At 63.5% G+C, this 9784-nt stretch carries 21 protein-coding genes; all 21 read right to left on the reverse strand.

The genetic code is table 11. The features are described 5' to 3' along the window. Positions 1 to 20: 20 nt before the first annotated feature. The 21 genes from ACSQ89_RS06955 to ACSQ89_RS07055 all read right to left on the reverse strand — a co-directional run bounded on the left by ACSQ89_RS06955 (position 21) and on the right by ACSQ89_RS07055 (position 9714). Positions 21 to 290, reverse strand: coding sequence for a hypothetical protein (locus ACSQ89_RS06955; RefSeq protein ID WP_093106783.1), 270 nt, complete (start codon positions 288 to 290; stop codon positions 21 to 23). 10 nt (positions 291 to 300) lie between these two features. Further along, positions 301 to 600, reverse strand: a complete 300-nt coding sequence (locus ACSQ89_RS06960; RefSeq protein WP_093106780.1) for an antibiotic biosynthesis monooxygenase family protein — start codon at positions 598 to 600, stop codon at positions 301 to 303. A gap of 24 nt (positions 601 to 624) precedes the next feature. Beyond that, on the reverse strand, positions 625 to 1083 hold the full coding sequence (locus tag ACSQ89_RS06965; RefSeq protein WP_436292568.1) for a hypothetical protein: 459 nt from the start codon (positions 1081 to 1083) through the stop codon (positions 625 to 627). A gap of 7 nt (positions 1084 to 1090) precedes the next feature. Then, on the reverse strand, positions 1091 to 1357 hold the full coding sequence (locus tag ACSQ89_RS06970) for a hypothetical protein (protein ID WP_093106775.1): 267 nt from the start codon (positions 1355 to 1357) through the stop codon (positions 1091 to 1093). Then, entirely contained in the window at positions 1357 to 1806 is a 450-nt protein-coding gene (locus ACSQ89_RS06975) for a GNAT family N-acetyltransferase (protein WP_093106772.1), read from the reverse strand. Before ACSQ89_RS06975 ends, ACSQ89_RS06970 begins: the two co-directional genes overlap by 1 nt. Positions 1807 to 1818: 12 nt before the next feature. Then, positions 1819 to 2238, reverse strand: a complete 420-nt coding sequence (locus ACSQ89_RS06980) for a PaaI family thioesterase (RefSeq protein WP_093106769.1) — start codon at positions 2236 to 2238, stop codon at positions 1819 to 1821. Continuing rightward, the gene (locus ACSQ89_RS06985) at positions 2235 to 2873 is read right to left on the reverse strand and encodes a DJ-1/PfpI family protein (protein ID WP_436292569.1); all 639 of its coding nucleotides are present in this window, start codon (positions 2871 to 2873) and stop codon (positions 2235 to 2237) included. The genes ACSQ89_RS06980 and ACSQ89_RS06985 overlap by 4 nt, the downstream gene beginning before the upstream one ends. Continuing rightward, on the reverse strand, positions 2870 to 3169 hold the full coding sequence (locus tag ACSQ89_RS06990; RefSeq protein ID WP_093106762.1) for a DUF2277 domain-containing protein: 300 nt from the start codon (positions 3167 to 3169) through the stop codon (positions 2870 to 2872). Before ACSQ89_RS06990 ends, ACSQ89_RS06985 begins: the two co-directional genes overlap by 4 nt. Positions 3170 to 3197: 28 nt before the next feature. Beyond that, positions 3198 to 3611 (reverse strand): DUF3574 domain-containing protein, encoded by a 414-nt coding sequence (locus ACSQ89_RS06995; protein WP_093106760.1) that lies wholly within the window; start codon positions 3609 to 3611, stop codon positions 3198 to 3200. Positions 3612 to 3624: 13 nt separating this feature from the next. Continuing rightward, positions 3625 to 4110: a DUF3592 domain-containing protein gene (locus tag ACSQ89_RS07000; RefSeq protein ID WP_170855589.1), complete on the reverse strand. Its 486-nt coding sequence runs from the start codon at positions 4108 to 4110 to the stop codon at positions 3625 to 3627. Next, entirely contained in the window at positions 4091 to 4465 is a 375-nt protein-coding gene (locus ACSQ89_RS07005; protein ID WP_212733658.1) for a DUF4406 domain-containing protein, read from the reverse strand. The genes ACSQ89_RS07000 and ACSQ89_RS07005 overlap by 20 nt, the downstream gene beginning before the upstream one ends. Then, positions 4462 to 5241, reverse strand: a complete 780-nt coding sequence (locus ACSQ89_RS07010; RefSeq protein WP_436292570.1) for a class I SAM-dependent methyltransferase — start codon at positions 5239 to 5241, stop codon at positions 4462 to 4464. Before ACSQ89_RS07010 ends, ACSQ89_RS07005 begins: the two co-directional genes overlap by 4 nt. Before the next feature lie 14 nt (positions 5242 to 5255). Continuing rightward, complete coding sequence (locus ACSQ89_RS07015) at positions 5256 to 5810, reverse strand: DUF2867 domain-containing protein (protein ID WP_436292571.1); 555 nt, start codon at positions 5808 to 5810, stop codon at positions 5256 to 5258. Positions 5811 to 5828: 18 nt separating this feature from the next. Then, a complete protein-coding gene (locus tag ACSQ89_RS07020) occupies positions 5829 to 6200 on the reverse strand; it encodes a cupin domain-containing protein (protein WP_093106747.1) in 372 nt (123 codons plus the stop codon). 22 nt (positions 6201 to 6222) lie between these two features. After that, positions 6223 to 6726: a DinB family protein gene (locus tag ACSQ89_RS07025; RefSeq protein WP_093106744.1), complete on the reverse strand. Its 504-nt coding sequence runs from the start codon at positions 6724 to 6726 to the stop codon at positions 6223 to 6225. Positions 6727 to 6755: 29 nt separating this feature from the next. Beyond that, on the reverse strand, positions 6756 to 7145 hold the full coding sequence (locus ACSQ89_RS07030) for a RidA family protein (protein WP_093106742.1): 390 nt from the start codon (positions 7143 to 7145) through the stop codon (positions 6756 to 6758). A gap of 63 nt (positions 7146 to 7208) precedes the next feature. After that, positions 7209 to 7643: a GFA family protein gene (locus ACSQ89_RS07035; RefSeq protein WP_436292572.1), complete on the reverse strand. Its 435-nt coding sequence runs from the start codon at positions 7641 to 7643 to the stop codon at positions 7209 to 7211. 74 nt (positions 7644 to 7717) lie between these two features. Beyond that, on the reverse strand, positions 7718 to 8110 hold the full coding sequence (locus tag ACSQ89_RS07040; RefSeq protein WP_436292573.1) for a hypothetical protein: 393 nt from the start codon (positions 8108 to 8110) through the stop codon (positions 7718 to 7720). Between the two features lie 72 nt (positions 8111 to 8182). Then, positions 8183 to 8923: a phytanoyl-CoA dioxygenase family protein gene (locus tag ACSQ89_RS07045; RefSeq protein WP_436292685.1), complete on the reverse strand. Its 741-nt coding sequence runs from the start codon at positions 8921 to 8923 to the stop codon at positions 8183 to 8185. Continuing rightward, entirely contained in the window at positions 8923 to 9228 is a 306-nt protein-coding gene (locus ACSQ89_RS07050) for a DUF1330 domain-containing protein (RefSeq protein ID WP_093106734.1), read from the reverse strand. Before ACSQ89_RS07050 ends, ACSQ89_RS07045 begins: the two co-directional genes overlap by 1 nt. Positions 9229 to 9321: 93 nt before the next feature. Beyond that, positions 9322 to 9714, reverse strand: a complete 393-nt coding sequence (locus ACSQ89_RS07055) for a GNAT family N-acetyltransferase (RefSeq protein WP_436292574.1) — start codon at positions 9712 to 9714, stop codon at positions 9322 to 9324. Between the last annotated feature and the right edge of the window lie 70 nt (positions 9715 to 9784).

Below are 9784 nucleotides of genomic sequence, written 5' to 3' on the forward strand. Positions count from 1 at the left end.
GTCTCCTTTTCTTGCAGATGTCAGTCTCGGTAGGGTTCGCTGCTGCGGGGCGCTTGCGGAAGCTGTTTGTCCAGCGATTCGCGGTAGCGCAGGCAGCCCCGGAGGAACTGTGGCCAGTCGGGCACGACAGGGACCGGATCCGAGCGCTCGGGCAGCAGCGCCCACAAGGCCGGGTGATGCCAGCACAGCTCGTGGCCCGTGCTGTCGCGATGTTCGCGGATGCCATGGCGCAACTTCTTCACTTCGGCGACCAGCTGGTCGCGCGACATGTTGTCCAGATCGGTGTCCATGCAGCCTCCTTCACAACACCACTTCGTAGTGGCGAGCGCTTCGGTCGTACTCCACCATCATGTCCTGTACTTTCCGGGGAACGACAGCCGTCTCCGCATCCTCGCCCGCGAAACCGTGGATCGCCTCGAGAGATGCCCACTGGGTGACGACCAGGAACTCCACACCCAGCGCCTGGGAGCGACGCAATATCGATGCGCTGATGAATCCGGGCATCGTGTTCAGCGCCGGAAAGGTCTCGATGCGCAGATGCTCGACATAGGCATCTGCCTGGGCCGGCTTCGCCAAGCCTCGCCAGTGACGCGAAATCATGAGTGGACCTCCATGGTGCGCGCCTCAACCTGAGGTGCACGAGTGAGCCAGCTCCCTGAGTGTTTGAACCTGCCAAGTGTGCTCGGCTTCGAAGGCCGTCGGGTCGTTGACCGCATAGCCGCCATAGGCATAGACCGAGGCATAGGCAGCATAGCCCGCCGCTTCGAGAGCCTGTCCGGCAAGTGCCTTGGCCACGGCGTAGGTCGCGGAGACTGCCGCATGGGCCGAGCCGTCGATCGAGTTGGAGCCGCGATGGCTGTTGGCCACGGCCGCGCTCTCCTGCGCGGCCTGGAGCAGCGCGGCCCGATCCGACCGGCCTTCGACAAAGGCCGCCAGAGCCGAGACGCCGTCGATCGCTCTGGGGTCTTCGAGCAGGGTCTGTACGCGGCGAACACAGGCAAGACCGAAGGCGAGGCGAAGCGGCTCGTGCTGCTGCGCATCGATGCCGAGTTCGGCCGCGAGTCGTGAGAGTTCCTGGTTCATGGCAGTCTCAAAGGACTTTCCACTTGAGGAGCACGGCGGCGACCGCCGGCAGGGCGAAGATCAGCAGAAAGATCGGCAGCTCCTCGGCCACCGAGTAGCCGGCCTTCGCCACCCCGATCCACATGTTGACCGCGGCGATCACGAACCAGAGCGCCACGAAGGCAATGGTCGCCGTGCGCATGGCATCCGCGAGGCCGTTGGACAGGAGCTTTGCCACACCCAGGCATGCCGCAAGAAGCACGAACCCTCCGACGATGAAGATCAGCGTGCGCATCAAGGTCCTTTCTGGTTCAACGGAAAAGCGTAGAGGACGAAGGGCTCCGGATCTTCGATGGCGCCCGCCGCCGCGTACAGGCCGCGAGCCGCCTCGTTATCCGGCTCCGTGGCAACCCAGGCTTCGGTGCAGCCCAGCGCCCTGGCGCGCGAAAGCAATGCCGCGACCAGCCGGCGGCCGATGCCCCGGCGCTGGTGGCTGGGCGCGACGCCGACCTCGTTGATGAAGAGCTGCGCACGCTGGTCGGGGTGGATGTAGTGGACGCCGGAAGCCATGCCCACGACCTGCTCGCCATCCAGCGCGACCGCCAGATGGTGCCGCGGATCGTTCAGAAACTCCTCGGCAAGCTTCGACTGCACATCGAAGTCGAACACGTCCGGCGCTACGTTCGCAAGCACCTCGGCCTCTTCGGGACCGAGCAATCTCACGACGACGGATGCGCCTTTCATGAAGCTCTGCCGCTAGGCATCCATGACCAGCTGCGTCTGCGTGACGACGGCGCACAGCTTGCCTTCGGCGGAGCGGATCGTCGTCTGCCACACCATGGTGGTCCGCCCGCGGTGCAGGGCGAGGCATTCGCCCGTGATCGTCGTGTTCGCGCGCGCGCCGCCGATGAACTTGGTGCTTGAGTCCGTGGTCGTCGTTCGCTTGCCCTGCGGCATGTTGATGAAGGTACCGACCGCGCCGAGCGTGTCGGCGAAGGCCATGTAGGCCCCGCCATGCAGGATGGCGCCGGTGGTGCAGAGATCGGGCCGCACGGCGAGCTCGGCCACCACGCGCTCCGCTTCGAGCGCGACGATGCGCACGCCCATCAGGCCAGGGAACAGCGGGTTCAGGATATGCTGGACGGCTTCGACGGAGGGGAGCGGCTGGGCTGTCATGGGTCGGCTCTCGTGTTCTTGATGTAGGCCGGTGCCTGCGCATGATTCTCGTAGCCGCCGTACCTGGTGGAAGAGGGGTAATACTCCGCGCCGAACTGCACCTTGCCGGCAGCCTCTTCACCGGCTTCGCTGGCAATGAAGGCGAGCATCAGATCGGTACCGGCGGAAACGCCCGCCGACGTCCAGACCTTGCCGTCCTGCACGTAGCGCTGCTCAAGCACCTCGACGTCGCCGAGCGCGCGCAGGCGCTCCAGCGAGCCCCAGTGCGTCGTTGCCTTCCTGCCCGAGAGCAGGCCGGCCGCGTGCAGCACGAAGGCGCCGGTGCAGACCGACATCACCGCTCTGCAGTTCTTTGCCTGGTGGGCGACGAAGTCGACGAACACGGGGTTGTTGACTTCCCGGCGCGTGCCTTGACCCCCTGGAACGAGCAGGTAGTCCAGCGCGGGGCAATCGGTGAAGGACACATGCGGGGTGATCGACAAGCCCTTCGCGCAAGTGACGGGCCCGGGCGATTGGCTCACGATGAGGCAGTTCTGCGGGCCGTCGGCGTGCCGGCTCCACATGGTGAGCATTTCCCACGGACCCACGAAGTCGAGCTCCTCGACTTGCTCGAAGACCAGGATGCCGAAGTTCATGAAGCTTCCTTCAAGGGCCGGTATAGCTGCGCCCCGAATCGGTTCGCCGACCTGGCGCGCGCCCGTTCGGCCTCGATCTCGCGGTCGCGCGGATCGGCGGTGGTGACCAGCGACTCGATCAGGACGCGGGCCGCGGTCGCGACGTCTTCCACCGCGCGGTCGAAAGCCTCCTGATTGAGCCTGGACGGGCTGTTGAAGCCGCTGAGCTTGCGCACGAACTGCAGGGACGCAGCCCGTATTTCATCTTCCGTCGCGGGAGGTTCGAAGTTGAACAGCGTCTTGATGTTTCTGCACATGGTCGCTCCATGAGTTCGGTCTTCAAGTCTAGAAGGATACGCAGGCCATTGCTTTGACGCGCAGCACGGCCTCCTGCTGGAACTGCGCCTTGTACGCCGCGACGAGTTCCTGCACGGCGCTCTCGCTGGCCGTGTCGTCGGGATGAATGAGCTGGAGCACCTGCGACGCCTCTTGAACGATCGCGCCATCGGCGCCGCGCCACTGCCCTGACGCGGGCGACACGGTCAGGCCCTGCGGAAAGCGCGGCGTGACGGTGCCTTTCAGGAACTCGGCCCATTCCGCGGGCGTCACCACGCCGCCGCGGGGTTTGCCGGTACCGAAGAACAGCGAATCGTGGACGAGCGCCTGCTCTCCGCTTGCGCAGCCGGTGCCGTGCATCGGCGCACATGCGGTGAGCATGGCCGCCAGTACAGTGATAAGCGCGAAGCGGTCGAGGGACATCACGCCCCGCGTTTTAGCGCGTCTCTTTTCGTTTGCGCAAGCCGTAGGCCAAAAAGCCAAGCCCCAGAGCTGCGATGGGAAGCAGGTACAGCAGCACGCCGAGCCGGGGTTTGCTTCTGTCGATCACGGCCTGCGTGGGATCGGCCTTGTCCACATACACATGCACCGAGCTTCCCACCGGGAAGCGCGCCACGACCGCCTCCACCGAAGCGGCATCGCGCCATCCGTCGCCGGCAAAGAAGTAGCGATCGCTCTGGTACGCCTTACCGCCCATGTTGTAGCGGTAGACGATGCGCGGCGAGAAGGATTCGCCATGCGTGGCCGCCGTGCTGCCGCTGGATCGAACCGAGGCCTCGACGACCGTTGCGCCGACGGGGATGAAGGAGGAATGCGCTTGCGACTGCCGCACGTAGGAACCGAGCGCGGCGTAGATGAAATAGAAGGCCGCGATCAGGATGACGAGACCACCCACGGCGATGTCATAGCGGCGTGTCGGCACCGGGTATTTCCTCGAGCGCGTAGTACACGGCCTTTCCGTGCTGCCTGGCGAGGGCCACCATCTCGTCGGCGCCCGCAGACGCACCGCCGATGCGCAGGCAGCCATCGCACTGGGCGACCAGCCTGCGCGAGATGGGGTGGAAGATCTCGTTGAACACGGCATCTCCAATGCGCTTGGAGCCCGCGTGCTCGATGAGCGGAAGCGCGAACCACTCGCCCATGACGGGCAGGTGGCCGGCGCGGAACAACTGGAGCGAGGCTTCGGTCATCGCCGCGACGTTCCGGGCGATGAGCAAAGGGTCGTCGTTCGTGCCGGAACGGTAGGGGCCGGCGACCAGGATCATCTGGGGGTTCACTCTTCACTCCTGTTGGGCAGGCGGTTCTGCTCGGTGGCTTTGGTTCCGATCACGAGGGGCTGATAAAAAGCCCCATCGACACGCTTGAAGTCCTGAAAGCCGGCTTTGTGCATCAGCTCGCAGAGCTTGTCGATGGAAACGGCGTAGTACTTCGACCGCATGGCGTGTGTCTCGACTTCCAGAGTGGAGAGATCTTCCTCGATGAAGAAGAAGCTCAGGTCGTAGTGCTCGCCCACGAAGTCCCAGACCTGGAACAGCAGATAGCGCTTGCCGTTCTCGGTGCGAACGCAGGGCTTGACGAGATTCTTGCCTCGCGCTTCCAGCGCATAGTCTCTGACGGAAATGATGCATCCACCACCCGTGCGCAGGCAAGCGAACATCTGCCGGAACGCAAGCAGAAGATCATCGTCGGTGAGCAGGTGCGGCACGGAGTTGTCGCACGAGATGACCAGGTCGAAGCGCGAGCCGTGAAGAGCGTGCGCCTCGCGCATGTCGCCCACCGAGAAATCGATATCGATCTTCCTGGCGCGCGCTTCATGTCCTGCTCGCTCGATCTCCTTGGCGGACAGGTCCGAGCCGGTCACCGAATAGCCACGCTCTGCGAGCGCGATGGCTTGCGTCCCGATTCCGCAGGACACGTCCAGCACGCTCCTGTGGCCTGGCCATTCGGACTCGATGAGCTTGGAGAGCTGCTCGCCTTGCCGGCGAACGCTGGCATCCCAGTCCTGGTAGATCAGGTGATAGAAGGGAGCGAGTTCGTCGTAGAAGTCCGTCATGTGCGGGCTACCCCTCACTCGGTTCGCGAAAGAGCCGGCCACCCGGCACGAGCGGCTCTGCGCATGATGGACTGAACCACCAATCGATGGAAGGGTGCGATGAGCCGGATGTACGTGCGCCCCAGGAGGTTGTGGCAATGCACGACGGTGGACACGACCAGGTAGGGCGCGCTTTCCGTGGCGACGGTCCGCGTCTGGTGCAACACCGACACCCGGAAGTCCAGGTGCTTGTCGTCTTCGCCCAGCAGGATTTCGTGCGTGCCCTTCTCATAGATCTTGAAGATCGAGATGCGCTTGTCGTTGCGCGAACCGGCAGAAGGGCCTTTCAGCTGGCCTGATGTCTTGAGGCCGAAGCCGGCAACGAGCGCATCACGGATTCGCATCAGACCTGCGATCCACGGCGCTTGCTGGGAGAAGAGAAAACGCGCCAGCAGCTCGGGATCGGTGATCGCATCCTTCGGCAGGCGGACCGCGTAGGCGTCGGCCAGGTCCGTCGTCGCGTACGCGCGAGCGACGCGTGATTCGCCGGGAAGCGCCACGCAGGCTACAGACCAATCTTCGTCATGCATGGGGAGTGATTCGGTTGCTCACACGGGACGCAACTGCTCGCTCAGCGAGCGGGTCTTCTCGGTCACGACATCGCCCGTATGCAGCGTCGACTTGCGCTCGATCAGCATGAGATGGCATTCCTCTTCGGCCACCGGGTTGTGGCGTACGCCCTTGGGAACGACGAACATCTCGCCTTCGCCGAGCTCGACCGGGCCGCTTTCCATTTCGATGCGCAAGTGACCCTTGAGCACGAGGAAGAGCTCGTCCTCGTTCTCATGGCTGTGCCAGGCCAGCGAGCCGTGAACCTTGGCGACCTTGATGTAGGCGTCGTCGACCTCCGCGACGACGCGCGGCGACCAGAACTCGGTGAGCGAAGCAGCGATTTGCTTGGGGGAGGCGATATTCGACATGGATTCTTTCGGTGGGTGAGCGTCAACTGGCGTGAACACGCGAGGCTTCGATCTTTCCAAGCAGCCATTGCAGGCCCGCCAGATGCTGCTGGTCATGGCTGCAAAGATAGTGCACCAGGCTGCGCAGCGACAGCGGGCCGTAGCCTTCGAACATTGCAGTGCGATCGAACTGTTCGTCGGTCAGACCGGTGATGAGCGCGAGGGTCTTCGTGCGTGCCTCCCTGAAAGAGGCGAAGACGGCGGCCGTATCGGCCGTGGCGTAGGAGCGCGACTTGGCAAGCTCCTCGCTTTCGATGGATGCGAGCAAGGGGTTGGACTCATTCAGCGTGCGCTGGAAGCGCACGTGATAGCCCTCGATCTCGATGTCGCGCACATGGCAGACCTGCTCGATGGCGGTAAATGCTTCGCTGGGCACGCCATCCCAGGACGGCGGTGCCCAGTGCTTGAACGCCGCCGGAATGGCGGCGTAGTGCGCCTCCAGTTGTTGTGGGAAGCTTTCGAGTGCGTGGAGCGTGATGGGGTTCATGAGAATTGCGTGAGCTGCGACTGCCGGCTTCAGGCTTGTGAACGCTTCCGGGCCGTGACTTCGATCTCGATCTTCATGCGCGGGTCCGCCAGCCCGGCAGAGATCATCATCGCCGCCGGGCGCACCTCGCCGAAGTACTTGCGCAGCACCGGCCAGCATGATTCGAACTCGGCGCCGTTCGGCAGCACGTAGGTGACACGCACCACGTCCTTCATGTTCGCAGCGGCCCGCTGCAGCGCGGACTCGATGTTCTTCAGGCACTGCTCGGCCTGCTCGACCACGCTGTCCGAGATGGTCATCGTTGCGTAGTCGAAGCCCGTGGTGCCTGAAACAAACACCCAGTCGCCATCGACGACGGCGCGCGAGTAGCCGATCTGCTCTTCGAAGGTGGAACCGGAGCTGATGAGTTTTCGGGTCATGGGGTATCCATCGAGGTGAAGTGGAGGAAAAGATCGAAGGCAGGCGTTCTTATCGAAAGAAGTTCAGGCATCTTGTGGCTCGAAACCTGACTCTCCTCCGAACTGAGGCAAGGCATCGTTGATGGTGTGCCATGCTGCCTTGTGGCTGACGAAGTAGTGAGCGGAGGGTTTGGCCGGTAGCTCGCCCTCGATAGCGCCCGCGGGAACGCCAACTACATTGGAGAAGCGAGCGTCGCTGGTGTAGACGTGCGAGCCGCAGACCTTGCAAAAGTGGCGCGTGACATTCTCGGTGGCCTGGAAGACTGAAAGAGAAGCCTGCCCTGAGAGGCTGAGTGCTTCCTTGGCGAAACTCACCCAGGTGGTGAACGCGGCGCCGCTCAAACGACGGCACTGCCCACAATGGCATTGGACGACGCTTCGTGGTGTGCCCCCACAGCGGAACCGGACTGCTCCGCAGAAGCAGCCGCCGGTTGCGACGATGGGTGCGGGTGCCTTCATGAGGGGTGTGAAGAAAGCGCCTAAGGGTTGACGCAAGCGGCGCCGCTGGGCGTTTGCTTGATTGATAGGACGGGTTAGCCTGTTGCATTCCGCAGCCGTTCGATTTCCCCCGCAGCGATGTCTCGGTGAAATGCTGACTCCTCGAGGGTGATGTACTCCTGGAAGGTTTCGACAGCGCTCTCGAGATCTCCGGCGAGCTCATACTCCGATGCCTGGAACATGTACCGCGTCAGCAGGCGGTTCGACTCAGAGTGTTCGCTGGGTTGTTTGAGGTACTCCGGCATGAGCTCCGGCGCAACTTCGTAGACCCGTTGTCGTAGCTCGCTGATCTCCGCCAAGGCCTCGCCAACCCGTTCGATGTTCTCTCGCACCGGTGCGAGTTTTGCGTCGCGAATCTCGCTCGCCGCATGATCGAGCAAGGTGGCAGCCACCGACAACAGACGATGAATGGATTCAGGCGTTGCCACGATTGATGCACCTAGCGATCGAGGAGAGCGGCCCGACCCGGATCGCCGAGACAGGTCCGCCTGTTGGAAGGGTTAGACCGCATACTGCCACCGCAGACCATGCGGGAGTGAACGCGGGCCGAAGACGAAGTGTAGGACGCGACGGCGGCTCTTGCCTGCGGCCTTGGACGACGCGTGCAACAGCAGGGGGCGCATGACGAGGGCCGCTCCTTGCTCGGCTTGGCACCTCATCTCTGTGGCTGGGTTGCGGGTGAGAACGGCAACGTTGGGCTCAATGCGGCCGTGAAGATGCGAACCAGGGACAACACGAAGAGGGCCGTCATCCGCTGTACAGGCGTCAAGATGGACGCGCACGGCGACCAATTGCTCCAGGAGGTCGACAGGCGCTTGAACGAAGAGCGATCCCTCCTTTTCCGACCAGCCGCGAAGGCTTGGTTCGTCGACCCGATCAGCGACGGGAATGCTGAGATCCTGGTGTATGGGCACCAGCCAGTTGTGTGCGAGGGACTTCTCGAAGTACGTGCATTGGACGGCAACATGCTCCGTCGGAACCAGCAAGGATGGGGCCATGTGCTGGCGAAGGCGCCGCGCCAGCGAGGCGCACCACGATTGCGGCAGCAGGCAACGCGTGCCGCCTGAGGGTGTGCTGAGTTGCAAGTGGACAGAGATGGATTCGCATTCTTCTGCCCGTAGCACGTCCGGGACGAGCGCGAAGCCTTCAGCCGCGAACGAATCGGCCTGCGAACGGAAACCGATCGGACGAGGTGATTCGCTGAAACGACAGGTTGGCCGGGTCACATGCGGCCCTGGCATCAAGACGGTTGCGGACCGTCGTAGCCCTCGATGATGACCAGGTCGATGGTGGAAACAGGCACACGCAACTTGAGCGCTTCCTGATACTCGGCCGACTTCCAGCAGTCGAGGGCAGCCTGGTACGACGGGAACTCGATCACGACGTTGCGCGTGCGGCTGGTGCCCTCGGGATTCTCGAAGCGGCCGGCGCGCACGAGGAAGTGCGCCCCGAACATCTTGAAAGGCTTTGCATTGGCTTCGACGTAAGCCTTGTAGGCCTCCGTGTCGGCGACGTCGACCCGGGCGATCCAGTATCCCTTTGGCATTTGCGTTCTCCTTCGATCGCAGGAATTCTTGCTCAATTGCCGGGAGGCCGGCAACTCAACGCGGAAACTTGAGGCACCTGAGACGTTGACGGCTCAAGTGGGCTTGAGGCGCACGACGGGCCGCTGCGGCTTGCGACGCGCAACTTCCTTGAAGCCCACGCGGTCGTACATCGACTTGGCACCGAACCACATCTGATCGTCATTGGCCCGGCCGGGTTTGTCCACGGGGTAGGCCTCGAGCAGCTTGGCGCCCTGTTTCCTGGCGTAGGCAATGGCTCCGTCGAGGAGCGCCTGCGCCACGCCCTGGCCGCGATGCTCGGATGGCACAACGAAACAGATGATCGACCAGACGGGCCGGTCGTCGACCGCCTTCATCACGGGTGAGCGCTTGAGCCTGGCATATTCCTCGCGTGGACCGAGCGATACCCAGCCGACCGGGACTTTGCCGCGATAGCCGATGAGGCCTGGTGGCGTGCCGGCGTCCACGAGTTCTCTCAGGTCCGCGCGATCGGCCTGAGCACGCGTTGTCCCTGAGGGCAAGGCTCCTTGAGCGCCG

The sequence above is a fragment of the Variovorax sp. LjRoot175 genome, assembly GCF_964253805.1.
Classification (GTDB): domain Bacteria; phylum Pseudomonadota; class Gammaproteobacteria; order Burkholderiales; family Burkholderiaceae_C; genus Variovorax.

Bases quoted from the DNA above. Each gene is read 5' to 3' on its own strand.
- ACSQ89_RS06975 (WP_093106772.1), bottom strand. From the start codon at position 1,806: ATGAAAGGCGCATCCGTCGTCGTGAGATTGCTCGGTCCCGAAGAGGCC.
- ACSQ89_RS06960 (WP_093106780.1), bottom strand. From the start codon at position 600: ATGATTTCGCGTCACTGGCGAGGCTTGGCGAAGCCGGCCCAGGCAGAT.
- ACSQ89_RS06990 (WP_093106762.1), bottom strand. From the start codon at position 3,169: ATGTGCAGAAACATCAAGACGCTGTTCAACTTCGAACCTCCCGCGACG.
- ACSQ89_RS06985 (WP_436292569.1), bottom strand. From the start codon at position 2,873: ATGAACTTCGGCATCCTGGTCTTCGAGCAAGTCGAGGAGCTCGACTTC.
- ACSQ89_RS07015 (WP_436292571.1), bottom strand. From the start codon at position 5,810: ATGCATGACGAAGATTGGTCTGTAGCCTGCGTGGCGCTTCCCGGCGAA.
- ACSQ89_RS06995 (WP_093106760.1), bottom strand. From the start codon at position 3,611: ATGTCCCTCGACCGCTTCGCGCTTATCACTGTACTGGCGGCCATGCTC.
- ACSQ89_RS07010 (WP_436292570.1), bottom strand. From the start codon at position 5,241: ATGACGGACTTCTACGACGAACTCGCTCCCTTCTATCACCTGATCTAC.
- ACSQ89_RS07025 (WP_093106744.1), bottom strand. From the start codon at position 6,726: ATGAACCCCATCACGCTCCACGCACTCGAAAGCTTCCCACAACAACTG.
- ACSQ89_RS06955 (WP_093106783.1), bottom strand. From the start codon at position 290: ATGGACACCGATCTGGACAACATGTCGCGCGACCAGCTGGTCGCCGAA.
- ACSQ89_RS06965 (WP_436292568.1), bottom strand. From the start codon at position 1,083: ATGAACCAGGAACTCTCACGACTCGCGGCCGAACTCGGCATCGATGCG.
- ACSQ89_RS07035 (WP_436292572.1), bottom strand. From the start codon at position 7,643: ATGAAGGCACCCGCACCCATCGTCGCAACCGGCGGCTGCTTCTGCGGA.
- ACSQ89_RS07020 (WP_093106747.1), bottom strand. From the start codon at position 6,200: ATGTCGAATATCGCCTCCCCCAAGCAAATCGCTGCTTCGCTCACCGAG.
- ACSQ89_RS06980 (WP_093106769.1), bottom strand. From the start codon at position 2,238: ATGACAGCCCAGCCGCTCCCCTCCGTCGAAGCCGTCCAGCATATCCTG.
- ACSQ89_RS07045 (WP_436292685.1), bottom strand. From the start codon at position 8,923: ATGCCAGGGCCGCATGTGACCCGGCCAACCTGTCGTTTCAGCGAATCA.
- ACSQ89_RS07030 (WP_093106742.1), bottom strand. From the start codon at position 7,145: ATGACCCGAAAACTCATCAGCTCCGGTTCCACCTTCGAAGAGCAGATC.
- ACSQ89_RS07050 (WP_093106734.1), bottom strand. From the start codon at position 9,228: ATGCCAAAGGGATACTGGATCGCCCGGGTCGACGTCGCCGACACGGAG.
- ACSQ89_RS06970 (WP_093106775.1), bottom strand. From the start codon at position 1,357: ATGCGCACGCTGATCTTCATCGTCGGAGGGTTCGTGCTTCTTGCGGCA.